Annotated in this window: 25 protein-coding genes and 3 riboswitches; of the genes, 11 read left to right on the top strand and 14 right to left on the bottom strand. The window is 40.8% G+C overall.

Annotation, left to right across the window (positions count from 1 at the left end):
* Nucleotides 1-22: 22 nt before the first annotated feature.
* Entirely contained in the window at nucleotides 23-1102 is a 1080-nt protein-coding gene (locus LPB68_RS11525) for a hypothetical protein (protein ID WP_068658925.1), read from the top strand.
* An 85-nt stretch (nucleotides 1103-1187) separates the two neighbouring features.
* On the opposite strand, the gene LPB68_RS22290 is transcribed toward LPB68_RS11525, so the two are convergent.
* The gene (locus LPB68_RS22290; protein WP_232510242.1) at nucleotides 1188-1295 is read right to left on the bottom strand and encodes a hypothetical protein; all 108 of its coding nucleotides are present in this window, start codon (nucleotides 1293-1295) and stop codon (nucleotides 1188-1190) included.
* A gap of 90 nt (nucleotides 1296-1385) precedes the next feature.
* On the bottom strand, nucleotides 1386-1886 hold the full coding sequence (gene tadA, locus LPB68_RS11520; RefSeq protein WP_068658927.1) for a tRNA adenosine(34) deaminase TadA: 501 nt from the start codon (nucleotides 1884-1886) through the stop codon (nucleotides 1386-1388).
* A gap of 370 nt (nucleotides 1887-2256) precedes the next feature.
* On the opposite strand from tadA, the gene rluF reads away from it, so the two are divergent.
* Entirely contained in the window at nucleotides 2257-2958 is a 702-nt protein-coding gene (rluF, locus tag LPB68_RS11515) for a 23S rRNA pseudouridine(2604) synthase RluF (RefSeq protein WP_068658973.1), read from the top strand.
* An 89-nt stretch (nucleotides 2959-3047) separates the two neighbouring features.
* Here rluF and LPB68_RS11510 read toward each other — a convergent pair whose 3' ends face one another.
* Complete coding sequence (locus tag LPB68_RS11510; protein ID WP_068658929.1) at nucleotides 3048-3854, bottom strand: flagellar motor protein MotB; 807 nt, start codon at nucleotides 3852-3854, stop codon at nucleotides 3048-3050.
* Nucleotides 3838-4638 carry a flagellar motor stator protein MotA gene (gene motA / locus LPB68_RS11505; protein ID WP_068658931.1) on the bottom strand — a complete coding sequence of 267 codons (801 nt, stop codon included), beginning with the start codon at nucleotides 4636-4638 and terminating at the stop codon, nucleotides 3838-3840. The genes LPB68_RS11510 and motA overlap by 17 nt, the downstream gene beginning before the upstream one ends.
* Before the next feature lie 193 nt (nucleotides 4639-4831).
* On the opposite strand from motA, the gene LPB68_RS11500 reads away from it, so the two are divergent.
* Both LPB68_RS11500 and LPB68_RS11495 read left to right on the top strand, forming a co-directional pair.
* Complete coding sequence (locus tag LPB68_RS11500) at nucleotides 4832-5125, top strand: hypothetical protein (RefSeq protein WP_068658933.1); 294 nt, start codon at nucleotides 4832-4834, stop codon at nucleotides 5123-5125.
* Between the two features lie 106 nt (nucleotides 5126-5231).
* The gene (locus LPB68_RS11495; protein WP_068658974.1) at nucleotides 5232-5567 is read left to right on the top strand and encodes a 4a-hydroxytetrahydrobiopterin dehydratase; all 336 of its coding nucleotides are present in this window, start codon (nucleotides 5232-5234) and stop codon (nucleotides 5565-5567) included.
* Nucleotides 5568-5636: 69 nt separating this feature from the next.
* On the opposite strand, the gene LPB68_RS11490 is transcribed toward LPB68_RS11495, so the two are convergent.
* The 6 genes from LPB68_RS11490 to LPB68_RS11465 all read right to left on the bottom strand — a co-directional run bounded on the left by LPB68_RS11490 (nucleotide 5637) and on the right by LPB68_RS11465 (nucleotide 11264).
* Complete coding sequence (locus LPB68_RS11490) at nucleotides 5637-5993, bottom strand: c-type cytochrome (RefSeq protein ID WP_068658935.1); 357 nt, start codon at nucleotides 5991-5993, stop codon at nucleotides 5637-5639.
* A gap of 127 nt (nucleotides 5994-6120) precedes the next feature.
* Nucleotides 6121-6627, bottom strand: coding sequence for a GNAT family N-acetyltransferase (locus LPB68_RS11485; RefSeq protein WP_068658937.1), 507 nt, complete (start codon nucleotides 6625-6627; stop codon nucleotides 6121-6123).
* A 90-nt stretch (nucleotides 6628-6717) separates the two neighbouring features.
* Entirely contained in the window at nucleotides 6718-7188 is a 471-nt protein-coding gene (locus LPB68_RS11480) for a C40 family peptidase (RefSeq protein WP_068658938.1), read from the bottom strand.
* Between the two features lie 4 nt (nucleotides 7189-7192).
* Nucleotides 7193-7330, bottom strand: a riboswitch (cyclic di-AMP (ydaO/yuaA leader).
* 292 nt (nucleotides 7331-7622) lie between these two features.
* Complete coding sequence (locus tag LPB68_RS11475; RefSeq protein ID WP_068658939.1) at nucleotides 7623-8090, bottom strand: C40 family peptidase; 468 nt, start codon at nucleotides 8088-8090, stop codon at nucleotides 7623-7625.
* 3 nt (nucleotides 8091-8093) lie between these two features.
* A riboswitch (cyclic di-AMP (ydaO/yuaA leader) is annotated at nucleotides 8094-8234 on the bottom strand.
* Nucleotides 8235-8443: 209 nt separating this feature from the next.
* Nucleotides 8444-9271, bottom strand: a complete 828-nt coding sequence (locus LPB68_RS11470; RefSeq protein WP_082865745.1) for a hypothetical protein — start codon at nucleotides 9269-9271, stop codon at nucleotides 8444-8446.
* A gap of 7 nt (nucleotides 9272-9278) precedes the next feature.
* On the bottom strand, nucleotides 9279-11264 hold the full coding sequence (locus LPB68_RS11465; protein ID WP_068658940.1) for a M1 family metallopeptidase: 1986 nt from the start codon (nucleotides 11262-11264) through the stop codon (nucleotides 9279-9281).
* A 152-nt stretch (nucleotides 11265-11416) separates the two neighbouring features.
* Here LPB68_RS11465 and LPB68_RS11460 point away from each other — a divergent pair, with 152 nt between their 5' ends.
* A complete protein-coding gene (locus tag LPB68_RS11460) occupies nucleotides 11417-11923 on the top strand; it encodes a YwhD family protein (RefSeq protein WP_068658942.1) in 507 nt (168 codons plus the stop codon).
* Nucleotides 11924-11976: 53 nt separating this feature from the next.
* A riboswitch (TPP riboswitch) is annotated at nucleotides 11977-12086 on the top strand.
* Nucleotides 12087-12277: 191 nt separating this feature from the next.
* Nucleotides 12278-13969 carry a phosphomethylpyrimidine synthase ThiC gene (thiC, locus tag LPB68_RS11455; RefSeq protein ID WP_068658943.1) on the top strand — a complete coding sequence of 564 codons (1692 nt, stop codon included), beginning with the start codon at nucleotides 12278-12280 and terminating at the stop codon, nucleotides 13967-13969.
* On the opposite strand, the gene LPB68_RS11450 is transcribed toward thiC, so the two are convergent.
* From LPB68_RS11450 to LPB68_RS11440, 3 genes are all read right to left on the bottom strand, one after another.
* Nucleotides 13964-16141, bottom strand: coding sequence for a heavy metal translocating P-type ATPase (locus tag LPB68_RS11450; protein WP_068658945.1), 2178 nt, complete (start codon nucleotides 16139-16141; stop codon nucleotides 13964-13966). The genes thiC and LPB68_RS11450 overlap by 6 nt on opposite strands.
* Complete coding sequence (locus LPB68_RS11445; protein ID WP_068658946.1) at nucleotides 16125-16526, bottom strand: ArsR/SmtB family transcription factor; 402 nt, start codon at nucleotides 16524-16526, stop codon at nucleotides 16125-16127. Before LPB68_RS11445 ends, LPB68_RS11450 begins: the two co-directional genes overlap by 17 nt.
* A gap of 203 nt (nucleotides 16527-16729) precedes the next feature.
* Complete coding sequence (locus tag LPB68_RS11440; protein ID WP_068658947.1) at nucleotides 16730-18781, bottom strand: transglycosylase domain-containing protein; 2052 nt, start codon at nucleotides 18779-18781, stop codon at nucleotides 16730-16732.
* A 227-nt stretch (nucleotides 18782-19008) separates the two neighbouring features.
* Here LPB68_RS11440 and LPB68_RS11435 point away from each other — a divergent pair, with 227 nt between their 5' ends.
* A complete protein-coding gene (locus LPB68_RS11435; RefSeq protein WP_068658948.1) occupies nucleotides 19009-19434 on the top strand; it encodes a YwiB family protein in 426 nt (141 codons plus the stop codon).
* Nucleotides 19431-21110, top strand: a complete 1680-nt coding sequence (gene argS, locus LPB68_RS11430; RefSeq protein WP_068658950.1) for an arginine--tRNA ligase — start codon at nucleotides 19431-19433, stop codon at nucleotides 21108-21110. The genes LPB68_RS11435 and argS overlap by 4 nt, the downstream gene beginning before the upstream one ends.
* 146 nt (nucleotides 21111-21256) lie before the next feature.
* Here the strand turns inward: argS and LPB68_RS11425 are convergent, their stop codons facing one another.
* Nucleotides 21257-22468 carry a S8 family peptidase gene (locus tag LPB68_RS11425; RefSeq protein WP_068658952.1) on the bottom strand — a complete coding sequence of 404 codons (1212 nt, stop codon included), beginning with the start codon at nucleotides 22466-22468 and terminating at the stop codon, nucleotides 21257-21259.
* 450 nt (nucleotides 22469-22918) lie between these two features.
* Between LPB68_RS11425 and rpoE the strand changes: the two genes are divergently transcribed.
* From rpoE to LPB68_RS11410, 3 genes are all read left to right on the top strand, one after another.
* Nucleotides 22919-23464 (top strand): DNA-directed RNA polymerase subunit delta, encoded by a 546-nt coding sequence (rpoE, locus tag LPB68_RS11420; protein WP_068658954.1) that lies wholly within the window; start codon nucleotides 22919-22921, stop codon nucleotides 23462-23464.
* 269 nt (nucleotides 23465-23733) lie between these two features.
* Nucleotides 23734-25335: a CTP synthase gene (locus LPB68_RS11415; protein ID WP_068658956.1), complete on the top strand. Its 1602-nt coding sequence runs from the start codon at nucleotides 23734-23736 to the stop codon at nucleotides 25333-25335.
* Nucleotides 25336-25666: 331 nt separating this feature from the next.
* Entirely contained in the window at nucleotides 25667-26053 is a 387-nt protein-coding gene (locus LPB68_RS11410; protein ID WP_068658958.1) for a response regulator, read from the top strand.
* The last annotated feature ends 105 nt before the right edge of the window (nucleotides 26054-26158 follow it).

The following is a 26158-nucleotide window of genomic DNA, read 5'->3' as shown; positions in this document are numbered from 1 at the left end:
CAAAAAAGGGGGAGAGAGCTAAATGAAAAATAAATTTGCAATCATGGTACTAACATTGCTCTTAACAATGACTGTAGTATTAGCTGGATGTAGTAGTAAACAGGAACCGAAAGAGGCACTAAAGGCTGCTACTGCGAATGCAGCAACAATGACTTCGTATGAATTGAAAAGTAAACTTGTTATAGAAGAACTTCAAGTTACGGCTCCAGATCTTGTTGATGATGCCAGTGTAGGTATGGTCATGAGCATGCTTAAAAATGCTGAATTGACTGTAGATGGTTTTTATCAAGCAGATCCAATGCAAACAGAGCTTACTTTAGGGTTGAACCTTAAAGGGGATATGGCAATGAGTTTTAATATCCCAATTATCATGACACCAGAAAAAATGTATGTAAAAATACCGAGTATTCCAATGATGCCTTTGCCTGAGACTGTTATTGGGAAATATTTAGAATTAGATCTTAAGGAACTCGCGGAACAAGAAGGAGCAGAATTTAACTTAAATACACTTGATACTGAAAAGACACAAAAATTATCGAGTGAAATTTCTGAAGTTCTGTTCAACGAGTATGATGAAGCTTCATACTTCAAGGATATCGCCGTTAAAGATGCTAATCTACCTGAAGGCGTAGAAGCTAAACAAGTGGTACAATTCTATCTCACTAATGATAACATTGCAGAAGCGATTACGATTCTGGTTGAAAAAGCATTACCAAGTATGATTAATATTATTGATACGGATGAATATCGTGAATTATTGGGAGTAAAGGCAGAAGACATCCAAGTGATACGTGATGAGTTGTCTGCATTAGACAAAGCTGAATTTAATCAAGGGCTCGAAGAAATGAAGAGCATGTTGACAATTAACAATTTCAATATGAACACAGCGATTGATAAAAAAGACTTTACGACATACCAGGATATGGCGTTGGATTTTGCAGTAAACGATCCTGAAACAAATCAAGAAATGAAACTTGCTCTAAAGGGCTATTCACAGTTCCTTAATATTAATGAAGCTCAGACTTTCGTGATTGGTATTCCTGCTGCTGCTGATATTCTTACAATGGAACAATTAGAGAAAGAGTTCGGTGGTCTATATTAAGCTGCTGAGGCTTCCTCAAGAGTAATCTAGATGATAGAGTATGAAATGGGCGTTCAAGGAATTTACCTTGGACGCCCATTTTTCTCTAATACGCGACGTGAAGGTTGATTGTGGGTAGAATAGCTGCCTGAATGCGGTGTAGACCGAGTGAAAGAAAGCCAAACTTAAGGACTAGATGTAATGCGGATGTCATGTATCCTTTATTATGTTCTTCAGGATCAATGAAGTACCCCACATCAGCGAATTGACCTACTCCCCTAACTTGGTCTACAAATTTAAGAACTTATAATTTATTGCGTAATTTACGGAAGAACGTTGTTAGCAAAAGAGAGCATTCCTCTTGTAATACATTAGGGATGACTTCCGTTCGATGGTTAAAACGTGGCTCTTGTAGAAGATTCATTAAAGTACCAGCACAACCTGCCTTAGGATCCGTTGTACCATAAATAACTTGAGGGACACGAGCCTGGACTATTGCTCCTGCACACATGGGACAGGGCTCGAGGGTTACATATAATCTGCATTCTAGTAGTCGCCAGGCATCAAGCTGTTGGCTAGCGTCACGTATAGCGATCATTTCAGCATGAGCGGTAGGATCCATCGTCTGTTCTCTTAAATTAAATCCTTTCGCAACAACGTCATCGCCCCGAACGATAATGGCACCAATAGGCACTTCACCGAGCTTCTCGGCTTCCTTGGCTTGAAGGATGGCTTGCTGCATCCAATACTCATGGTCAATGGAATCTATATTAGTAATTTGGGAATTATTTTGTGGATAACTCATATTTTAAACGGCCTCCTTGTATAAATAGCGGTTTATTCAACGAACGAATATTCGGTTGTTAACATGTTGTGTATAAGTATGTGCATAAGTATAAAAATATTAACAAAGTTGTACACATTATTAGACATTCATCTGTGTATATGTGTATAATTTGTGCGTAGTCTAGCTATTTACCTCTGATCTTGATACCAAGTACTTCTTGATTGTAGAGAATGAAAGGAATAATATCAATGTCTTTACAAAAAACCATACTAGTAGGGGTCGTTAGGGTAAAGGGGACAGGCTTGGCATTCCACCCAAGACAATAGAAGATGTGGTATCCTTAATGAATAATGGTTTGAATAACTTAAACGTAGAGGTGAAAGGTAACGTGCGAATAAATAAATTCATCAGCGAGACAGGCTTCTGTTCTCGTAGAGAAGCAGATAAAAAGGTTGAGAATGGAGAAGTAACGATTAATGGTGTATTAGCTGTACTCGGTAGTCAGGCTGAGGATGGTGATGATGTACGTATAAATGGGCAACCGTTGGATTCTAAGAAGAGACATGTTTATATCGCCCTTAATAAGCCTATAGGTATAACTTGTACAACTGAGCTACATATTCAGGGCAATATTGTTGATTTTGTAGGCCATTCGGAGCGAATCTTCCCTATTGGTAGATTAGATAAGGATTCAGAAGGATTAATCCTAATGACGAATGATGGGGATATTGTTAATAAAATATTACGTGCAGAAGGTAAACATGAGAAGGAATACTTAGTTAGTGTAGATCGACCTATTACTGAATCTTTTGTAAGAGGGATGTCCACTGGTGTAAAAATTTTAGGAGAGATGACACGTCCTTGCGAAGTGACGCAGTTATCAGAGCGGAAATTTCGCATTATTCTTACAGAAGGAAAGAATCGGCAGATCCGGCGGATGTGCCAAACTTTTGGGTACGAGGTTAAAGATCTACAACGTGTTCGAATCATGAATGTTCAATTAGGTAATCATAAGGTTGGAACATGGTGGGATCTGACGCCTGATGAGAGGCAAGAGCTTGGATCCCTGCTTAACTATAAATTAGAGTAAGAAGCTCCTCTATCATTTATACAAAAACGGCAAGCCGAGGTGATTCCCTTGGGCTTGCCGTTTTTTTGTATATTGATTTCTAATATCGCTTATTCTTTAGCAGCTGTAACATCAAGGACCTGATTGTTCTCCTGATATTTACGAATAAGGGATACTTCTACACGACGGTTCTTAGCTCGATTGATATTAGTGCTATTATCCACGAGCGGATGGTATTCACCATATCCAACAGGTGTGAATTTCTGAGGATCTAATTTAGTGTTAGTCAATAGTATCTTCATGAATTGTAATGCTCGATCAGAACTTAAATCCCAGTTAGACTCATATTCGCTGTTGGAGATAGGAATATTGTCTGTATGTCCTGAGACAACAATTTCATAGTCAGGGAACTGCTGAAGCATCCCTGATATCGCCGTAGCTAACTGTTTAGATTCAGGTTTCACGTTAGCCTTACCTGAAGCGAAAAGTGCAGTGTCGCTAATTGTAATCATCAACTGGGACTGATTAAGCTTCGTATCAAGCTGATCAGTGAGTCCATTTTTTTGAATATATTGATCTATTTGTTCTTTTAAATTCTCTAAGTCAATCTGTTCTTGTTTGATGAGCGATGCTTGTTGATCTTTCGTCATCTTCTTAGATGTTATCTCTTCAGCTGATTGATCTGAGCTAGCGTTATCTTTAGGAATAACTGATGTATGATCAAGAATACCAGTACCTGAAGTGAATTCAGCCCTAAATGCGTCACTCATTGCCTCGAACTTCTCCGCATCTGCAGCGCTCATTGAATACAGGACGATAAAGAGAGCTAGAAGTAGAGTCATTAGGTCAGAGTATGGGAGAAGCCATGACTCGTCCGCATGTTCTTCTTCCTCATGACGTCTAGTCTTTTTGCTCACCTGAACCACCCTCCCTTTCCTTCATTACTTTACGTTCGGAAGGGGTTAAGAATACGGATAGTTTCTGGCTGATCGCAATAGTAGACACGCCAGATTGAATAGATAATAAGCCTTCTAGCATCATTAGTCTAAGCTCAATCTCATTTTTAGAGATACGTTTAAGCTTAGTAGCAATCGGGTGAAAGATAACATAACCAGTGAATATACCTAACAAAGTTGCAATAAAAGCCGCACCAATCGCATGGGCAAGTACAGCCATATCTGACATATCACCCAATGCAGCAATAAGACCTATAACAGCCCCTAATACCCCGAGTGTAGGTGCGTACATACCAGCTTGAGAGAAGATAAGTGAACCAATCTTGTGGCGATCCTCGGTTGCATTGATATCTTCCATTAATACATCACGGACGAAATCTTGGTCATTACCATCAATGATCATGCGCATACCGCTACGCAAGAAATCATCGTTGATTTCTTCGACCTTTGACTCCAAGGCAAGCAATCCTTCGCGTCTTGTGATGGAGGCCCAATCCATAAAGAGAGTAATCATCTCTTTACGATCCATTAGTTGTTGCTTGAAGAAGACAATTTTCACTAATTTCGGGAACCTCTTAAGCTCTTCCATAGGAAAGGCCATGAAGACTGCTGCGGCGGTACCACCTATAATAATTAAATATGCAGCAGGCACCATTAGAGAACTAATCGGAGCGCCCTTAAGAATCATCCCTACGACTACTGAAATAAGACCTAAAACTAAACCAATAACTGTTGAAATTTGCATTATACACCTCATCCATGAGAAATAGAATTGAATCCTTTCATGCCGCCAAATATAAATTGTGAAGATGGACTGTCGCACAAGAGACGCATTATAGTATTTATCGTCAGAAAGGGCTTTTTATTTAAGGGCTAATTTCCTGTATAATAAAATGAATTATTAAAGTTCTGTTACATATGAAATGGAGGATCATAAAATGGGCGTAAAACATGGTCGTGATTATGGGCAAATTCTTAAGGAATTAACGGAAGCTGTAGAACGGATTGCAGATAGTTATTTATTTTTTGAGATGGAAGAAGAGGAGTGGGCTTTGTTACAAAAAGAAGATAAGCTGGAGGTAATGGAGGCACTTGCGGAAGATTTATTTTTTGGACTCGGTACAGAACCATCTATCATTGTTGGAAGTGGGGTTGTGATTCATGATCGAGAGAATCATCGAATCAATATATTGATAGGTGATACAGAACTAGCCTTTGTGCCATTAATCTAATATAGATTGAGCATGAAAGGTTAACTGAAAGAATATAATAATAAAAGGGTAAAGGTCATAGGAGACATTGGTTGATCATGTGGAATGGAAAGGTGGATTCATAAGAGTGACGTATACAAGGGAAGAAGTGGACGTGCATTTGAGTCAGCTTACAGGTTGGAGCCTAGTGAATGAACGCTTTATAGAACGGAGATTCACCTTCTCAAGTTTTATGAGGGGGATTTCATTTGTTGATAAAGTAGCAACGATCTCTGAGGCCTTTAATCATCATCCTCTGATTACCATTGATTATAAGACTGTTATTCTTCGGCTCACTTCTTGGGATGCAGGATATCTAACGGAAATAGATATCAAGGAAGCCAAACAGTATAACGAAGTATTTGAGAAGATGTGTATAAGTGAGAGTCTGAACAATGGTGGAGTCTTGAAAAGTAAATCGTGAATAAGGGTTGAGCGAAGTAGCGCAGAACGGGTATCTTCTAAATAGAGAAGATACCCGTTCTTAATGATGTTATTTCTTTTGAGCTAACCATTGAGCCACATTAGCAACTTCTTCTTCGGCTAGTGTATCTTTGAAAGCAGGCATGATTCCTTTACCTTTGCTTACTAAATTATAAATTTGTTCTGGAGTGAGATGGCTACCTGCATTTTGTAGGCCAGGGCCAACTCCGCCTTGCAATTGATCGCCATGGCAAGATATGCAATTGGCCTTTACTGACGCTTCAGCAGCAGTAGCATCTAATACAACTTCGGGCATACTCGGTTTAGCTTCCTTAGCGACTTCGCTTTTACCAGGCAGTGTGAACATAAGTATGATAGCTAAGGCACATGCGGCGAAGAAGAAACCACTCATGATATATTTTTGCATACTTTTCTTCCTTTCTTATGTAAGCTAATGACTTTATTATAACGGAATAGATACATACATCATAGCCATTGTGACAAAAAAATGAAGAAAAATCCACTATATATTGTATAAACGGCACAATAAAGTGCTATTTATCATAGCGATCAACAGATAATTGATAAACCATACAGTGAAATGGCTGTAATCCATCTGGGGTTAGTCGTTCATAATCATCTGTAATCTCAAACCCCGCCTTGTGATATACCCGAATGGCACGCTTGTTCCAAGTTAAAACTTCTAAGTCAATTTCATCCTCAGGTTTCCGCCGAATAGCTTCTCGGACGATAGATTGTACAAAACTGACACCCAACCCATTTCCGCACAAATCAGGGCAGAGGCTAATCCCGAGGCGAGTCACACCTACCAATGGAAAAAATTGTGCAAAACCGCATAGTTCTCCTTGAGCATTTAATACAGAGACATATTGTTCTTCGCGAATCAAAGGGTCACCAAATTCAATACCTAGCGCCTCCATTTGATCCCAAGGCATCCATCCGTAAATGTCGTAAGGAACAGGATAGTTCCAAGCCGATATCGATCGAGCATGCTCAGCTGTCATTACGGAAATCATAAATTCTGAGAGGGGCATTGTCATACTCCTTTCTGTTAGATAGATAGATGAAATGAAAAAACCTGTGGAGGAGATTATTTAAAATCCCTTCCACAGGTTGGTTGTAGGTATCATTTATTTGTCGATTGCGACAGATTCATATGTAGTATTACTCATGATTCTCTTAGCTCCAACGTAACGGTCATCCCAGTAATTTTCAGTGAGAGGAGTGATTGTGATGCCTTTTGATGAGGAAGAGTGTGCAAACTTACCATTGCCCACATATATTCCAACATGCGATATGCCTTTGCCAGAAGTATTAAAGAAAACTAAGTCGCCTTCTCTAAGATCACTACGCTGAACGGCTGTTCCCATATTAAATTGAGAACCAGATTGATGTGGCAAGTCGATACCTAACTTTCCATAGATATACATTGTGAACCCAGAACAGTCGAAGCCACTAGTGGTTACTCCACCACCTTGATAGGCAATACCTATCGTTGGTGCGATGACCTTATCCATCTGCGAATCTGCGAAAGCGCTTCCAGTCCCAATAGTAAATAAAATCGCTATTCCTAAAGCTACTGCTGAACATGTCTTTTTCAAAAAAAGTAACTCCTTCCGGTGCCTGCGAGGTTAGCTTAAGGATTCGGTTGAAGGTTCCCTATGATCCCTCTAATGCAAGATCAATTCACCCAAGACGGTTCCCCCACTTCCCTTTGTATCGGGAATTCGGCAGATATAATTTACATAAAAGTTACAATACTTATTACAAAGTTGTTACTATGTAATCACTGGAACTATTGTATCAGAGGAATGAGAATTTGGCAATTGTTTCATTCGAATTTGTTGTTATTTTCTTTATTTGAATCAATTTCATAATTACGCTAACAGACAGAATGAATCGCTCCGATGAAATTGATTCTTATATGAAAAAAAAATACCCGTAAGAGGCTGATACCTCTTACGGGTATTTCTAAGCAATATATAGGGTTGCTTAAATTTCAACTGTTTAAATTAAATGACTAATGAGTCTATTGTTAATTGTAAGTCGCTGCTTCATATTTCGCAGTACTCATGATTCGTTTGGCACCTACGTAGCGTTCGGCCCAGTAACTTTGACCGAGAGAGGTGATGATGACACCCTTAGAAGAAGATGAATGCGAGAATTTCCCATTACCTACATATACTCCTACGTGAGATACACCTTTTCCTGAAGTGTTGAAAAAGACTAGATCTCCAGCTCTTAGCTCAGCACGGGATACTTCCTGACCCATGTGGTATTGCGAAGCTGATTGATGTGGTAATGTGATACCTAACTTCAAGAAGACATAACGAGTGTAGCCGGAACAATCAAATCCATTTGTAGTCGTTCCCCCACTCTTGTAATTTACTCCAATGGTACTGTCAACAACTTTTTCTAAAGACGAGTCGGCAAAAACGCTACCTGTTCCGATGGTTAAAGCAAGAGCCATACTTAATGCTGTTGCGGTTAATTTCTTATTCAATGACTGTTCCCCTTCCAATGCCTACGAGGTTAGCTTAAGGATTCGGTTTGAAGGTCCCCTATGATCACTCTGATTCGAGATCAATTCACCCATGATATTGGATCCCCCGCTTCCTGGTGCCCAGGAGTTCGGCTGTTTCATGCACCATAAAAAAGTGACAATAATTAATAACTAGTGATAAGAATTAGATATAAAGATTACAAAGTTGTTACTAATTAGTATTGTAACAGAGGATTTTTAATTTGGCAAACGTCATTCGCATAATAAAGATAAGAAGCCCCTGCCTTTTTTTTGTAAAAAGGGCAGGGGCTTCTTATATCAAGGAGTTATGAAATGTTATGACGAAGATTGATCTATGTTTTGTAAATTTTGGTAAACCACAGATCATATTGAGAGGTAATACGCCACATCTTAAATGAACAAGATATTAGAGGGTAGCTTTGTTGGAGAATAAGAGCAAAGATACCTGACCAGACAAGGGAAATGCCGGTAAATAAACTGAAGGATAACAAACTGAAAAAAGCCAAAGTTAGCGTGATTCCAATAACGGATAAGGCATGTCGAAAGAGAATTAAAGCGGAAGGAATCATATCAGTGTTAGCGATTTTTCCGAATTGCATATACAGGATAATCTGATGTATGACATATCGATATATTCCCCATCCCAGTAGGAAGGGAATGGCTTGAACCAATATAGATGGCGTGATAAAGCTATTAATGGCAATACTATAGAGCTTAGGGATCAACCAATATGCGGGAAGCAGAACTAGTAGTGATTCACACCAATAGAATAGTGTGATTGGTTTCCAATGTAATAGGATGCCTTTGAAAAAGAACACGCCTTTTTCACCTTTTCGTTCTTGGTGAAGTTCATAAAATATACCTGAATGAATCAAAGGTGTGAGAATCATACGAAATAACAACATTCCAAGCAGAATCCATAGATAGTTGTGGACAGTTTGACTATGCATGAGACTTAATTGCCCTTCAACATAGAATAAAATCTGACTTAATTCAGTAGGTGGTGGATCTGGGTAGCGCTGAAGTATCGGGACTACTGCTGAATTCACTAAGCGATATAGAAAGTAACTGAAGAGAAGATGGTATAGAAATAGAATGATTACGACATAGAATTGATTCTTGAGACTGTTCCAGCCATTAGAGATATACGACTTCACCATTTTCACCTCACCATGACAGACTTCCAAGCCCGATTTCGAGCAGCTTGGTGATGCTAATATTCCAGCGGGAGACTTTTTCAGTCTCTAAACCAGCCTTTAAATAGTTGTTAATATATTTATTCTCTAATACAAGTGTGTATTTAGGATCAATGATTGCCCAAGACAGTGGTGATTTGTAGTGTAGTTTGAACTGGATGCTGTCGTCTGCGCCATTCCACATTTTCTGTATAGTGTGACCGTCTGCGAATGTGAATTGAATGGGGACATTAGGGTAGGTCCCATCTTGTCTGTTCACAGTTACGATGGATTCATAGAGTGTTTCTGAACTTTTACTTATTTTCTCTACTGTAATGGTATCGATCGCATAGTCTGTCATTTGTTTTCCATAAACATATTGTTCGAAGTAGGGTTTCCATGATTTATGTGTGACTTGTTCAACAATCTTTTGAAAGTCACGCGTTGATGGGTGAGCGAAGCGGAATTTCCGTGCGTAAGTGTTCATGATTTCTTTCATTTTCTGCTGGCCGACTTGCCGTTCAATCCCCTTTAATACTAACTTGCCGCGATAATAAACATTCTGGGCATAATTATCCTGCGATCCATATTTCCATGCTTCTTGTGTGAGTGTTGTAGGCGAAGAGATAATCGCAGCCTGGATAGGTAGATTCGGAGTGATCCCGAACTCTTGCTCCATTAATTGATCTTCAGCATAAGAAGTGAAGCCCTCGTCTAACCATGCCTCTTCAAATTCATTACTTGCAATCATGCCATAGAAGTATTGATGGCCAATTTCATGAATGACTGTTCGTTCTAGTTCAAAACCAGGTGAATCATTCTTAGCACCAAAAGCTGTAATTAAAGTCGGATACTCCATACCTCCAGCACCATTACCTGCAGCAGGTGGAACAACGACTGATAAGGTTGAGTATGGGTAAGGGCCATACCACTTGCTGAAATGTTTCAAAGCCGCTTCAGCCGCATAGAAATAGCGATCCTTCATGTCCTTATGAGCAGGGTCTAGATATAGCTTGATTCGCACACCAGGAACATCAGGAGAAGAGAAGGGCTTCTCAGCAACAATAAAATCAGGAGATGCTGACCATGCGAAATCATGAACATCATCGGCATAGAATTGGTAAATCTTCTGATCATTAAGAATCTGCGCAGTTTTAATTGGAAAACCTGTAGCTGCAACAATATAATTGTGTGGAACATGAATACGAACATTGTAGATACCAAAATCAGAGTAGAATTCAGAATTACCATGGTATTGATGGAGATTCCAACCTTCTGAGGTTCTTCCTCTTATGCCGGTGGGTTCATAGACGCTGATCTTTGGAAACCATTGTCCAGCCATAACAAAGTTATCTGCGACCCCCATACGGGCGAATATTTGAGGGAGTTTCACTTCGAATTTCATGTTGAGGGTGATGCTCTCACCTCCCTGTACAGGTCGGGGAAGTCTAACTTTAACTAAGCTCGTATCTTTGATGTTTCCATCGTCTGGTTGTACATACTGAATGCGATGCATCAGGGAGATTCCATCTGTGGTCTGGAGATCTGTGAGAATCATTGATCCAAAGCCATCCGTAGGCATGGTATCGTTACGTAGTCTACCGCCAGATTCTTTCATAAAGGTGGTATCCGTGGATGAGAAGGCATTCGGATAAAGATGGAAATATAATTCGGTAACCGTGTTCTTACCAGGATGGGTCCAAGTGATATTCTGTGATCCTTTAAGTACGTTGGCATTCGGATCTAATGACACATCGATATGATACTCAACGATCCTTTTGCTAAGTACTTCCGCCGTAGGCTGCTGAACACTTTCTTTTTGCGATTCAGGAGTACTTGTTTTGGTAGGCTTGGACTGATCTGGAGCAAAGACGGTGTTGGATTCAGGTGAATCTTTGAGCAGTATCCACCAGGTTCCACTGAGGAGAAATAGGGCAACAATTACAATGGTAAATTTTTTGGCGCGAGCTGGCGTCATACTTGAATACCTCCCGTTGACAAGCATCTACAGCATGTATATGTTTGCAATTGGGAAATTATTAGTTAAAATAATATGAATACATCAATAATTAGCAGGTGTCAGAAATCTGAGCTAATATCTCTGTTTTGTGGTGGGAGGATAATAATAGAATGGATAACAACCAACCAAGTGGCAAGAAACAGATTGCCCTGAATATTGTAAGTAGCAAAAGTAAACATACAGGTTTTGGAGCGGGCTCGATTGACCTAAACAGTGTATCACCTGTCATCATTGACCAAGGTGAAGCTAAGGTGGATGTCGGTGCGATTCATGCGAAGAGTAAAGTGGAGAAAGGGATTAAATTCTCTATGAACCGTGAGGATGTTCCTAATGGTCGTCAAGTATGGGTAGTCTGGGTGGCGGTAGATCGTACACCAGAAGGTCAACTCTATGGTGGAGCGACAGCTTGCGAGATGTGGATCGATACAGAAGCGCGTAGAGGATATAAAATTCTGGCAGATCACGTTAATAAGCTGGATGCAGCCTTAAAGCGTAAGATTATATTGGATGAATTGAATGTAGGGGAGAAGAGAGCGCTCAAGAACCTGCTGATTACCCGTAATGAAGAGTGGTGGGAAGCTTCTTCTGAGGAATTGAAAAAAGCGTTAGAAGTTTAATCCAAATAATTTACTTGATTTTCACGACTATGTTGATATACAATATTTAACAATTAAATAGTAACGGGAGCTTGGTGTGCCAGGCTGAGAGGATAGAATATAACTATCGACCGTCAAACCTGATCTGGGTAATGCCAGCGGAGGAATTGGAGTTCTATTTGTGTACTTAAAGACTGCCTCTTTCTTAGATGCAGTCTTTTTTAAATATAAGAAAGTATAAGTTTTACGCTATACTTTATGTCTTATATTTCTCGCTTAAACACTTACCGTCCTTATAAGGACGCCGAAGGCGTTTATGCTTGGCACATAGAATTTGCTCCGCTTGATCAAATCACCTTACTAGGAGGATATGAAATGTCAAGCGAAATGAAGAAGAGTGAAATCAACCTGTCGGCTTTTCCGGGAAGTAAAAAAGTTTATGTAAAGGGTTCGCGTACAGACATTCAAGTACCAATGCGTGAGATAACGCTCAGTACGACTCGGGGATTATCTGGAGAAGAGCAGAATGCACCTGTACGTGTCTATGATACCAGCGGTGCTTATACTGACTCGGAGATTCATACTGACATACGCTTAGGGTTGCAACCGAATCGTTTAGCTTGGATTGAGGGACGGGGAGACGTAGAGGCATATGAAGGCAGAACGGTACAACCTGAAGATAATGGACAAACACGAGGCGAATCTTTAGCGGAAGTGTTTCCAGCTCTACAGCGACAACCCTTAAGAGCAAGAAGGGCTAGAAATGTGACTCAAATGCATTACGCGCGTAAGGGTCTGATCACAACAGAAATGGAGTACGTCGCTATCCGGGAGAACGTTACACCGGAATTTGTCAGAGATGAGGTTGCTCGGGGGAGGGCGATCATCCCAGCTAACATCAATCACCCCGAAAGCGAGCCCATGATCATTGGGCGTAACTTCCTAGTGAAGATTAACGCAAACATAGGGAATTCAGCTGTGACTTCTTCCATAGAGGAAGAAGTCGAAAAGATGAGGTGGGCTACCCGTTGGGGTGCAGATAATATTATGGATCTGTCCACAGGCAAGAATATTCATACAACTCGAGAATGGATTATTCGCAATTCTCCGGTTCCTATTGGTACGGTACCCATATATCAAGCTTTAGAAAAGGTAAATGGCAAAGCCGAGGATTTGACGTGGGAAGTGTATAGAGATACCTTAATCGAGCAAGCAGAACAGGGTGTGGATTATTTCACAATCCATGCAGGCGTGTTACTTCGATATATTCCATTGACCGCTAATCGGATGACAGGGATTGTATCCCGAGGTGGGTCAATAATGGCTGCATGGTGTCTTGCTCACCATCAAGAGAACTTTCTCTATACGCATTTTGAGGATATCTGTGAAATTATGAAAATGTACGATGTCTCTTTTTCATTAGGAGATGGTCTGCGTCCAGGATCTATCGCAGATGCAAATGATGAGGCACAATTCGCGGAACTGGCAACACTGGGTGAATTGACGAGTATCGCTTGGAAGCATGATGTTCAGGTGATGGTAGAAGGTCCTGGTCATGTACCCATGCATTTAATAAAAGAAAATATGGATAAGCAGCTTGAAATCTGTAAAGAGGCCCCTTTTTATACATTGGGACCCCTAACGACAGATATTGCACCAGGTTATGATCATATCACCTCTGCCATTGGAGCGGCGATGATTGGTTGGTTTGGAACTGCTATGCTCTGTTATGTCACACCGAAGGAACATCTTGGATTACCCAATAAGAATGATGTAAGAGAAGGCGTCGTCGCTTATAAAATTGCCGCGCATGCTGCCGACCTAGCGAAAGGCCATAAAGGTGCGGAGGATAGGGATAACGCCCTTTCCAAAGCTCGATTCGATTTCCGTTGGCGTGATCAATTCCACTTGTCGCTCGATCCAGAAAGAGCTTTGGAATACCATGATGAGACGCTACCCGCCGAAGGAGCCAAGATAGCCCACTTCTGCTCTATGTGTGGACCGAAGTTTTGTAGCATGCGTATTTCCCACGATATTCGTGATTCTACGAGGCAACCCCTATTATGATTGGTCCTTGCCCAGTAGAATGGTCATGCCGAGTAGTGTGACAATAATGGTGGCGCCCATATCGGATAATATCGCAATCCAGAGGGTGAGCCAGCCTGGGATAGTGAGCAGTAGTGCAATAGCCTTCAACGATAAGGAAATACCTATGTTCCAGCCGATGATGCGATTTACCTGTCGAGCCATGTGGATGGCACTTGGTAGCTTACCAAGGTGATCCTGCATGAGCACGATATCGGCGGTCTCCATAGCACTATCTGTTCCTTTACCCATAGCTATTCCCAATTGGGCGGTGGCTAGAGCAGGGGCATCGTTGATCCCGTCACCAACCATGGCTACCTTCCATTGAGAGGATAGGCGCTTAATGTGGTCGACCTTTTGCTCGGGGAGAAGACCTGCATAATAACTAGACACACCTGCCTCTGTGGCAATCATTTGTGCGGATTGTTCATGATCTCCTGTAAGCATAACAGTCTGAGTGATACCTGCTTGATGAAGTTGACGAATGACATCCTTCGTCTCGGGTCGTATGGTATCTGCAAGTCCAAATATTCCGAGGACATGAGTTTCATCAACTGTAATGACTAGCGTCAGACCTTGCTCTTTCAACCGAAGAATATCATGGTTCACCATATTCATCTGTTCCGAATCTGTTGTTGCTACATGTGTTATTATATCTTCGCTACCCATCCAATAAGTTCTGCCTCCGATCTCTCCTTGGATACCAAGTCCCGGTAAAGTCGTGAGTTGAGTCGATTCAGGAGAGATAGGAGATTCATGTTGATGGTAGATGTGGCGAACAATAGCTTTAGCCAAGGGATGGAGGGACGACTGTTCTAAAGTACCTGCTACATCATAGAATCGCTCAGGGTCATAAATGGCTTCTTCCATAACCGAGGGTACACCTTGGGTGAGAGTGCCAGTTTTATCAAAGGCTAGAACCTGCATTTTACCTAATTGTTCAAGATGAACGCCACCTTTAATGAGAATACCATTTCGTGCACTGCGAGTCATACCACTCACCAAAGCGATAGGAGAAGAGAGCACGAGTGAACAAGGGCATCCAACAATTAGAATAGCAAGCCCTTGATATACCCATTTCATCCAAGGCTGTCCTAATAGTAATGGGGGTATAAGGATGACCAAGATGGCCACAATCATAATAGCAGGTGTATAGTATTTGGCGAATTTATCGATAAACAATTCAGTAGGTGTTTTACTATCTTGGGCTTCCTGAACTAAATGCATGATCTTAGCTAATGAAGATTCTTCGTAGGCCTTTTCAATGCGAATATCAAGTAAACCATCTGTATTTACGCTACCTCCGTAGACATAATCCCCTGGTTTTTTGGTTACAGGTATAGACTCCCCTGTGATCGCTGCTTCATTAACGGAACTATTCCCATCATTTATAATGCCGTCGGAGGGAATCTTCTCCCCTGCTCTAACACGCACAAGATCACCTACACGAAGGCTTGAAATAGGAACATGAACTACATTTCCATTACTTAGTAATGCAGCTTCTTTAGGAGCATTGGCTAGTAATGCCTTAATCGATTTACGCGCACGATCCATACCATAGCCTTCGAGAAGTTCGTTCACACCAAACAGAATTGCAACAAGAGTTGCTTCTTTCCACTCACCAATGACTACAGCTCCTGTTAAAGCGACCGTCATCAATGTATCCATATTAAACTTGAGATGTATAAGATTATTTAGGCCGCGCCAAAAGGTTGAATACCCACTTAGGGCAATAACGATCATATACATGGCGATGAGTAAGGGCTCAGGTAATACATTCTTCAGGACAAATGTGAGCAGGTAGATAACAACTGCTATTCCGAGTAACCACTTAATTAGTTGATTTCCTTCAGCATCATGACTGTGGCCATGATGAGGGTCTGCCGGATGTTCGTGATGATCGTCAAGAGAATGCTCCTTTATGTGAATAATACGAGCGCCATCACCCTTTAAAATACGATCGACATGGCTGATATCTGCATTAGGGTGTATCGTTAATTTACTATTAACATAACTTAACCGAGCGTCGGAACCGTACTCCAATTTTTGAATCGCTTCTTGCATTTCTCGTGTACAGTTGGCACATGATAAACCTTCCACGGGGTATTCAACATTAGGCGATTCAGAATTGTTGTGATTATTGTTGTTGTTCATGTTCTTTCTTCTCCCTCTGATGTTCCAAAGTCATCTGAATAAGCGTGCGGATATGGTCGTCTTTTAAAGAATAGATAACATTCTTACCTTCTTTACGTGACGTAGTGATATGCATATTCTTGAGCGCACGCAAATGATGGGAGGTAGTTGCCATACTGCTACCAAGTACCGCCGAAACATCGCATACACATAGTTCATGAGCTTGATCTAACATAAAGGCAATTTTCATACGAGTTGGATCGGATAACGCTTTGAAAATATCAACCATCCCCAGGATTTCATCATCTTGGATAGTAGTTTGTAGCTGATGGATCAGGTCCTGATTAACACAGGTAACTTCGCAGACCTCTTCGATCTTTGTGGGTGATTCTTTTAATTCACTCATTCTGATGATCGCCTCTCTTTCGTGTGTTGAAATCGCAATTTAATAACATTCAAACGGTGATTAGATTGTTAGTTAAACATAGTATATATCTGAATAATATAATAATCAAATGGATGTTTGAATGTTATGATACAGATGGCATACAAAAAAAGAAGAGCAAGTATCAGCTCCCCTTGTGTAACTATATAGTTTATTAGTTAACGTTACTCCATCCACCACTGCTTCAAGTTAGACCACCAGGAGTGGTCTTGTATTTGAACTTCTTCAATAGGTAGTTCTTCGATCTCACTCCCGTGAAGTGTGCAATATTCTGTTGGCTCTGTTCCTTGAATGAATACCTCAAGTGTTTTATTAGGGCAATCAGCTGTAGCTAATAATCCTGATTCTGGATTAATATAGACGCTAACGACACCATCAGGAATAGGGAAAATTTTTGGGGGGACATTCTCCAATGCTTTCTCTGTATACTGCGCAAAAATAGGAGCTGCTCGCCGTCCATCGGTAGACTCAATATTGCGTCCCTTATCATAGCCTACCCATACAGCAGTAGCTAACTCAGGAGTGAACCCAACGAGCCAGGCGTCCGTATCGGTTGTACCCGTCTTACCAGCCACCGGGCGTTTCATCATGGAGGATACGCGATTCCCTGTTCCGCCCGAATCAAAGACACTTTCCATAAGATGCGTCAATACATAGGCAGCAGCAGGATCAACGATTTGTTTACCTTGGTTAGGCTCAGCATCATAAATAATCTCATCAGTAGCATCGGTTATTTTGGTGACAGCAATTGGAGTCATACGGAGACCACCATTGCCTATTACTCCAAAGGCAGAGGCCATTTCCAATGGACTAATAGGTGAAGTTCCTAATGCCAGTGATGGTACTGCTTGGAGCGGGCTGGCAATGCCCATTTTCTGGGCAGTCTCTACGACCTTATCTGATCCTATAGTCATAATGGTATTGACCGCATAAATATTATCACTTGCAGCTATCGCTTCACGCATATCAATTTCGCCTAGATATTTATCACCGAAATTGCTGGGTTGATAGGTTTTACGGTTATTATCATAGTGAAAAAGCGTTGGCTCACTTTTGAAAGTACTAAGTGGATTCATCTTTAGAGAAGAAAGTGCACTTAAATACATGATTGGCTTGAAGGCTGACCCAGGCTGTCTTGTTGTTGCAAGGGTGTGGTTATACTGATTATTCTGATACTTCTTCCCGCCAACCATCGCTTTAATATATCCTGTTCGCGGATCTACAGATATAAGGGCTGCTTCAAGGTCGCTATCGGGATCCATTTCTTTAGCTACCGCCTCTTCAGCAGCCTGTTGGGCATGAGCATCTAATGTGGTATATATATTTAATCCACCATGATCCAACTGATCCTCTGTGATCCCGAGCTCATTGACGACGAATTGACGGATATAATCTCGAAAATAGGGAGCGGTAACGATCGTCTTCTGCTCACCTTGTGGTAAGAATGTAAGCTTCTCACGTGCAGCAGTATTCGCTTCTTGTTTGGTAATATAACCTGTTGTGACCATGGTAGAGAGCACTATTTTTTGGCGTGATAGTGCATTATCCATATGATTGTATGGAGAATAATAGGTGGGTCCCTTGGGAATCCCGGCTAGTAGAGCACTTTCTGCGAGAGATAGTTCGCTGGCGGATTTCCCGAAGTACATACGTGATGCGGCTTCAATTCCGTAGGCTCCATGCCCATAATAAATTTCATTTAGGTACATTTGTAGAATCTCGGATTTGCTATATTTCATTTCTAATTGTACGGTGTAAAAGGCTTCCTTTAATTTACGTGACCATGTTTTAGCATGGGATAGATATAAATTACGGGCTAGTTGTTGTGTGAGTGTGCTCGCGCCCTGCGAACGATTCATTTGTTCTATATTAACTAGTACGGCACGTCCCATTCCTTTGATATCAAATCCTACATGGTCATAGAATTTCCGATCCTCTACAGAGAGCGTAGCTTCTATTAGAAGGGGCGAGATTTGCTCTAAGGTCACAGGATCATAACTACGACCACTGGCTGATAAAGTTGCCATAAGTTGACCCTGGTTGTCCAGAATACGGGAGTTTCGATCTGTGTCTGCCACGGGTAAGTTTGTATTATATAAATATACTAGGAAAATAGTACTGACCAATAGACCAAGAATGGTCATGCCAAACAGCAACTTAACGATGGTGATGATTTTTCTTTTACGCTTAGATGGCTTGCGAGATGAATGTGACATGGCGGGTAGCTTCCTTTCCTTCCTTTTTCTTCTCTACTTCCCATTATGGGGATGGAAGAGCATAGATATTCACGAACAGTGGATGAATATCAACTATAATTCGGGTATTCGTTATAATTGTAGTAAGAAGGGAATCTGTGTCATATTGCGTATTTTTATTTGAATTGAATCGGTGAACTGGATATAGTAGTACAATAGGAATGAATAGATTGGAGATTATTCGACATATGCCAGACAAGACGCAAGCACTTATACGGCTTCATAGCCGATATAATGGGGAGGATGTAGTACAGGAATTACCTGCTGAATTAATTATGAAGGGCCCTGCACTATATGTACGTTACGATGAACCAGAGAAAGGTCCACAGGGTGGATCAACTAGAACTACGATTAAGATTTCAGGGGATACAATCAAAATTATGCGCCATGGTGAAGTTCAATCTGAACATTCATTTCGACACGGTGAGACATTGCCCGGCTTTTATCGTTCACCGTATACTACATTTAATCTTTCGACACATACCACAGTTATGGATAAGAAGATTGTGGGGATGTACGGGCATGTGAGTTGGTCTTATGATTTATTCGTTTATGAAGATCTATCAGGACAATTTGAAATAAATTTACATATACAGGAGGAACTGAAGTCATGACCATTAACCCGCTAGAGCAGATCAATCAATTGGTGTCGGAGACGATTGCTGAAGCTGCGGTTGCTGCAGGATTAGTCACCCGTGAAGAGTTACCAACCATTACACTTGAGGTGCCAAGGGATAAAGCACACGGAGATCTAGCTACGAATATTGCGATGCAATTGACGAAGATAGCTAAGAAGAATCCTCGACAGATTGCTGAGGAGATTGTAAGTCACTTAGACTTGAAGAAAGCGAATATCGAGAAGACGGATATTGCTGGACCTGGATTTATTAACTTTACGTTGCTGAAGAATTACCTGTATCCAGTATTAGAACAAGTTGATGTACAGGGTAGTGATTATGGTCGAACGAATATAGGCCAGGGACATAAGATTCAGGTTGAATTCGTTAGTGCTAACCCAACGGGAACCCTACATTTAGGGCATGCTCGTGGGGCAGCAGTAGGTGATGCATTGTGTAACGTTCTTGATTATGCCGGATATCAAGTAACTCGGGAATATTATATTAATGATGCGGGTAACCAAATTGTTAATCTAATTAAATCGATAGAGGCTAGATATCTTCAAGAATTGGGGCAACCGGTGGAAATGCCTGAGGATGGTTATCACGGTGCAGATATTAAGGGCTTCGCCAAAGAATTGGTAGCGGAGAAAGGTGAAACGTTATTATCAATGAATCCGGAGGAACGTACAGCTTTCTTACGGACCTTTGGATTGGATAAAGAACTAGCCAAGATAAAACGAGATCTTTCAAGATTTAGAGTGCATTTTGACGAATGGTTTAGCGAAACCTCACTTTATGAGAACGGACAAGTAGAGGCTTCACTGTCTGAATTGAAAGTAAGAGGAGAAACATACGAGTTAGATGAAGCTACATGGTTGCGTACAACCGAATATGGAGATGACAAAGACCGCGTATTGGTGAAAAGTGATGGTACTTACACATACCTAACACCGGATATTGCGTACCACCGTAACAAATATAGTAGAGGTTTTGACCGAATGATCAATATTCTAGGTGCTGACCATCATGGATATATTCCGCGCTTAAAAGCATCTATGGATGCATTTGGGAATGATTCAGATAAACTGACTGTACTGATCGCTCAAATGGTGAGCTTATTCCAGGATGGCGAGAAAGTGAAGATGTCTAAAAGAACAGGGAAGGCAGTCACGATGGTAGATTTAATGGACGAGGTTGGAGTTGATGCTATTCGCTATTTCTTCACCATGCGGAGTATGGACTCGCACTTGGACTTCGATATGGATCTAGCTATTTCCACATCTAATGAGAATCCTGTATTCTATGTTCAATATGCATATGCGCGTATTTGTAGCATCTTCCGTCAGGCAGACGAACAGAATGTTACGTTGCTACCTCTGGCTGATATAGATCTAAGTGTACTAAATACGGACCGCGAATTCGATCTGTTGCGCAAAATAGGTGAGTTACCAGAAGAGATTGCCACAGCAGCAGAGAACTATGCACCACATCGTATGGTACGGTATGTATATGAACTTGCTTCAATGCTCCATAGCTATTACAAAGCTGAGCGTGTTATCACAGAAGACGCTATGCAGACACAGGCGCGTCTAGCGTTACTTGGAGCTGTTCGTACAGTTATTGGAAATGTACTTCAAATGATAGGCGTAACGGCTCCACAAAAAATGTAGAAGAATATGGACACCAACCTTGCATAAGGAATGGTGTCCGTTTCTTTTTAAAAGATAAGAATGTATATGCTTCGCGCAATAAATGCTCCTTATCTTTCTCGCTGAAACGGATACCGTCCTTTTAAGGACGGCGTAGCCGTATCTGCTTAGATGGGGCGTTTTTTCTTTGACTTTAGATTTGCTGTTAAAGTTAAAGGATCAGATCGAATGGGTGTAGCCTTTATTCCCTCTCGTAGAAGGCGGAGAGCGTTAATCTCACCATAACTAGCATCAAGATGTTGGCTTTTTCGTATTCGTAAGGGTGAAGCTGTGCGTTTGATCAATGATTTGATATCAGCAGGCTTGAGACGATCATTCTGGGAAAGTAATAGAGCAATGGCACCGCTCACATGTGATGTGGCCATAGAGGTGCCACTCATTTCGTGGTATTTCCCATGTGTCCAAGAAGATATAATTTTATCTCCAGGAGCATAAATATCAACATATTGTCCTCTATTGCTGAAAGATGCAATTCGCCTATTATGATCGGTAGCTCCAACAGAGATAGTCTGTGAATATCGCGCAGGATAGTCAATCGACCGTCGTTTGCTGTCATTTCCGGAGGAAGCCACAATAGGTATACCTGCCAGATACGCTTTATTGACAATTTCCTGCAATGCACGACTTCTTGTCTTCATTCCGAAGCTCATGTTAATCAGTTGAACTTGGTTATGAACGCACCAATCGATGCCAAGAATGATATCGGATACGTAAGCTGATCCGAGATGATCGAATGCTTTGACAGGATAGATGATAGAGCGAGGAGCAACCCCCATCATACCCATGGTACTGTTTGCTGCTGCAATAGTTCCCGCGATATGAGTGCCATGCCCATTATCATCATGAGGTAACATACTTCGATTCAACAAGTTTACACCACGGGCTAATGACTGTCGGAGGTCAGGATGTTGATAATCCACACCTGTATCAATGACTCCAATTCTGACCCGATACCCTGTGGAGGTTGACCAAGCTTGAGGAGCTTGAATCTGTTTCACGCCATAAGGGATTCCTGGGTTAGATTCTGTCTTATTCTGAACCGCATGGACCTGTAGTTGTACATCCTGCTCCAACAGCAGAACATCTTTAAACGTACTTACCAATTTACTTCGATTTGAAATAGGAGCGAACATTGCTCTAATTAGATGAGATGATTCAATGAAAGGTATCTGGATACCGGTTGCCTTTAGCCGGCTTAATTCTTGTTGACACGCATAGTAACTTTGAGGATTGAGAAAGGTCATAATGCGTTTGTCCTCAAATGGGGCGCGACGATCGGTTTCTTCAATTAACATCTGAATAAATCGAGAGTAGTCCATGCTGAGTCGTCCCCCTCGTGATGAACCGTGCTGAGATATTCTATGAATAGAGCGCTCAACACGAGTGGGAACTTGCCCTTGTTTATGTAAATGGGCACGGATTTGTTGTCAAAATGAAGCCGTGTACATAATATAAACAGAAGAGACCAAATGGCTCTTACTACACTCCCATTAGGAGTTTCTTCCTCGGGGATGGATACAGTCAGAAGGTAGGGGGAACCCTACCTTTTTTAAGTTATAAGAAAGTATAAGTTTCACTTGATATCTATTTCTGCTTGTCATGTTATGGCGAAATTACAATTGTAGAAGTTTGTCGAAGATAGTTTTACAAATGTTCCAATATAAAAACTTGCATTTTTATCCCAAATGGGTTTTACTTGATTGTGATAATGGCTATGTAGATAAATATTACGTGTAATATGCATATTGCGTGAGAGGAAGTGTTCATAAGTGAGTGCACCACTCCATTTGAAACTTGATCCAGAAAGAATAAAAGAAATGCCTATGGTAGATTTGGCATTTGTCATTTTGAAAACTGTTAATACCCCGTATTATTATCTTGATCTCATGGCAGAGGTCGCGAAGCAACGTGGTTTAAATGAGAAACAAATGAATGATCTCATTGCACAGCTATATACAGAAATCAATATTGATGGAAGATTTGCTTGTGTTGGAACTAATCTGTGGGGTCTAAAAAGATGGTACCCTGTTGATCGTTCCGAGGATCCAATCGCGAATGCTAAACGTCCACGCATCATTAATGATGACGATGATGATTTAGATGACGATGACTTTGTGGATGAAGAAGAAGCATACGCAGGTGATGAAGCAGAAGACTTCGACAGAATAGATGAAGATCACGATGATATTTATAGTGATGATGATTCTGAAGAGGAAGCGGAAGAAGTAGTCATTGAAGACGACGATCTAGAAGATGCAGATGATGATACATCAGAAGATGATACAGAAGAGGATTTTAATGACTCGGAAGAATAATTTAATCCTCACTTGACAGAGCCTAAGCCACAGAGTAAACTATTGCATGGGCTTATAATTGAACTTGAATAATATTTGAAATAATAAAAAGTGCCCCCGTACTACGGGTGTCACTTTTTTGTTTTTTTGTAGGTAGGAATCGGCATTGAGCTCCTAATATTGAATGACATATTGGTCTTCAATATTAGGAGTAAGGAAACGTTTATAGGATAGGATAAACATCATATATCACATGAATTTCTGGACTTAAAATAGGAGGTTTTTTTACAGTGACAAAGTATATTTTTGTGACAGGGGGAGTTGTGTCTTCCTTAGGAAAAGGGATTACAGCTGCTTCACTTGGAAGATTACTAAAGAACAGAGGGTTAAAAGTAACAATCCAGAAATTCGATCCATATCTAAATGTGGATCCTGGAACGATGAGTCCTTATCAGCATGGTGAAGTATTTGTGACAGACGATGGTGCTGAAACAGATCTAGACCTTGGGCACTATGAAAGATTTATTGATATTAATCTATCGAAGAACAGCAATGTTACTACGGGTAAAATCTATTCATCGGTTATTAGTAAAGAACGTCGTGGTGAATACCTAGGAGGGACAGTTCAAGTAATCCCTCATATTACCAATGAAATCAAAGAACGCGTATTCCGTGCAGGTCGTGAAGCGGGATCCGATGTTGTTATTACTGAGATTGGTGGAACTGTAGGAGATATCGAAAGTCTTCCATTCCTAGAAGCTATCCGTCAAATTAAGAGTGAAATCGGTCGCGAGAATGTGATGTATATTCATGTTACGCTGATCCCTTATATTAAGGCTGCGGGTGAAGTGAAGACGAAGCCAACTCAACATAGCGTAAAGGAATTGCGTAGCATTGGTATTCAACCCAATGTAATCGTATGTCGTACGGAGTATGAACTCTCCGCAGATATGAAGGCGAAGATTGCGTTATTCTGTGATATTGACGAAGAAGCAGTGGTTGAATGTCGTGATGCTGCTACATTGTATGAAGTTCCTTTGAATCTACGTGATGAAGGACTTGACGAGATCGTTGTAAATCATTTGAAATTAACGACTCCTTTGGCTGATATGACAGAGTGGGAAAGCCTAGTGAAGAAAATTCAGAAGCTAGACAAGACTGTTGAAATAGCTATTGTAGGTAAATATGTAGCATTGCATGATGCTTATTTGAGCGTTGTGGAATCATTATCTCATGCAGGATTTGCTTCGGATGTTGAAGTGAAGATCCGTTGGGTCAATGCAGAGGAAGTTACAGAAGATAATGTAAAAGATGTGCTTCATGGTATAAGTGGTATTTTGGTTCCAGGTGGATTTGGTGACCGCGGTATCGAAGGTAAGGTAGAAGCTATTCGATATGCACGTGAGAACAATATTCCTTTCTTTGGGATTTGCCTTGGAATGCAAGTATCTGTGATTGAGTATGCTCGTTCGATCCTAGGTCTTAAGGGTGCGAACAGCTCGGAGATTAATCCAGCTACGGAGTATCCAGTTATTGACTTGTTACCAGAACAAAAGGACATCGAAAATTTAGGTGGTACAATGCGTTTAGGTCTATACCCTTGTAAATTGCAAGAGGGTTCATTGGCTATGAATTGTTATGATGATGAATTAGTATACGAAAGACACCGTCATCGTTATGAATTTAACAATGAATATCGTGAAGCAATCGAGCAAGCAGGGCTAGTGATATCAGGGACTTCACCAGATGGACGACTTGTTGAAATTGTTGAACTTCCCGGACATCCATGGTTCTTAAGCGTGCAATTCCATCCGGAATTCACTTCGCGCCCTAATCGTCCACAACCATTATTCCGTGAGTTTGTTAAAGCTTCAGTTCAATATAAGGGATAATTGTTATTACGAATCAATTTCATAATTACGCAAACTGATTTAAATGTAACTATATAGTTCATTTAAGCTGCATAGGCGATTATGAAATTGATTCACATTAACTGTTTTAGCAATATAGCATCATCTTCTAGAGCCTCTTTAGATCATCATTGTAAAAGCTTAAGTTTTACTGTAGCTTTACAATGATATGCTAAAGAGACTTTTTTTGAATCATGTTTAATAGCAGGAGTTTAGATTAAAGAAAGAGAATAGCATAAAATGGATATAATTGAGAATTGAGGGAATATCCAATCGGATAAATAAAATTGATTTAATGGGAGGCTAATAACAGGTGGACAAGAAGAAAGTATTGATCGTAGATGACCAGAATGGTATTCGTATTCTTTTGATGGAAGTGTTCAACAGTGAAGGGTATGAAACATTCCAGGCAGCCAATGGCAAACTTGCATTAGAACTTGTTCAGCATGAAGCACCAGACTTGGTATTGCTTGATATGAAGATCCCAGGGATGGATGGACTTGAAATATTAAAGCACATTAAAGAAATAAATTCAGACATCAAGGTTATTATGATGACCGCTTATGGTGAACTGGATATGATAAAAGAAGCAACAGATCTAGGAGCATTAATGCATTTCACCAAACCGTTTGATATTGACGAAATGAGAGTGGCGGTCAAGGCACAGTTGAGAAATAACGTAGTAGTAGATGCACAATAGAAGATGCTGGATTCTGAATATCATTGGTGTAACTTAGATGGTGGAATGGATAGTGTATCGTATCATGTGTGATCTAGCACAGCAGAATTAATTACATAAGCGTAT

The sequence above is a fragment of the Paenibacillus crassostreae genome (assembly GCF_001857945.1).
GTDB classification, from domain to species: Bacteria; Bacillota; Bacilli; order Paenibacillales; family Paenibacillaceae; genus Paenibacillus_AQ; species Paenibacillus_AQ crassostreae.
The sequence above is the reverse complement of the archived record's forward strand: the minus strand, read 5'-3'. Positions and strand labels throughout refer to the sequence as shown.

Coding starts and splice junctions, on each gene's coding strand:
- motA (WP_068658931.1), bottom strand. CDS start 4,638: ATGCAAATTTCAACAGTTATTGGTTTAGTTTTAGGTCTTATTTCAGTA.
- LPB68_RS11435 (WP_068658948.1), top strand. CDS start 19,009: ATGCCAGACAAGACGCAAGCACTTATACGGCTTCATAGCCGATATAAT.
- LPB68_RS11500 (WP_068658933.1), top strand. CDS start 4,832: ATGGGCGTAAAACATGGTCGTGATTATGGGCAAATTCTTAAGGAATTA.
- LPB68_RS11465 (WP_068658940.1), bottom strand. CDS start 11,264: ATGACGCCAGCTCGCGCCAAAAAATTTACCATTGTAATTGTTGCCCTA.
- thiC (WP_068658943.1), top strand. CDS start 12,278: ATGTCAAGCGAAATGAAGAAGAGTGAAATCAACCTGTCGGCTTTTCCG.
- LPB68_RS11490 (WP_068658935.1), bottom strand. CDS start 5,993: ATGCAAAAATATATCATGAGTGGTTTCTTCTTCGCCGCATGTGCCTTA.
- LPB68_RS11425 (WP_068658952.1), bottom strand. CDS start 22,468: ATGGACTACTCTCGATTTATTCAGATGTTAATTGAAGAAACCGATCGT.
- LPB68_RS11470 (WP_082865745.1), bottom strand. CDS start 9,271: ATGGTGAAGTCGTATATCTCTAATGGCTGGAACAGTCTCAAGAATCAA.
- argS (WP_068658950.1), top strand. CDS start 19,431: ATGACCATTAACCCGCTAGAGCAGATCAATCAATTGGTGTCGGAGACG.
- LPB68_RS11460 (WP_068658942.1), top strand. CDS start 11,417: ATGGATAACAACCAACCAAGTGGCAAGAAACAGATTGCCCTGAATATT.
- LPB68_RS11445 (WP_068658946.1), bottom strand. CDS start 16,526: ATGAGTGAATTAAAAGAATCACCCACAAAGATCGAAGAGGTCTGCGAA.
- LPB68_RS11485 (WP_068658937.1), bottom strand. CDS start 6,627: ATGACAATGCCCCTCTCAGAATTTATGATTTCCGTAATGACAGCTGAG.
- tadA (WP_068658927.1), bottom strand. CDS start 1,886: ATGAGTTATCCACAAAATAATTCCCAAATTACTAATATAGATTCCATT.
- LPB68_RS11450 (WP_068658945.1), bottom strand. CDS start 16,141: ATGAACAACAACAATAATCACAACAATTCTGAATCGCCTAATGTTGAA.
- LPB68_RS11440 (WP_068658947.1), bottom strand. CDS start 18,781: ATGTCACATTCATCTCGCAAGCCATCTAAGCGTAAAAGAAAAATCATC.
- LPB68_RS22290 (WP_232510242.1), bottom strand. CDS start 1,295: ATGACATCCGCATTACATCTAGTCCTTAAGTTTGGCTTTCTTTCACTC.
- LPB68_RS11525 (WP_068658925.1), top strand. CDS start 23: ATGAAAAATAAATTTGCAATCATGGTACTAACATTGCTCTTAACAATG.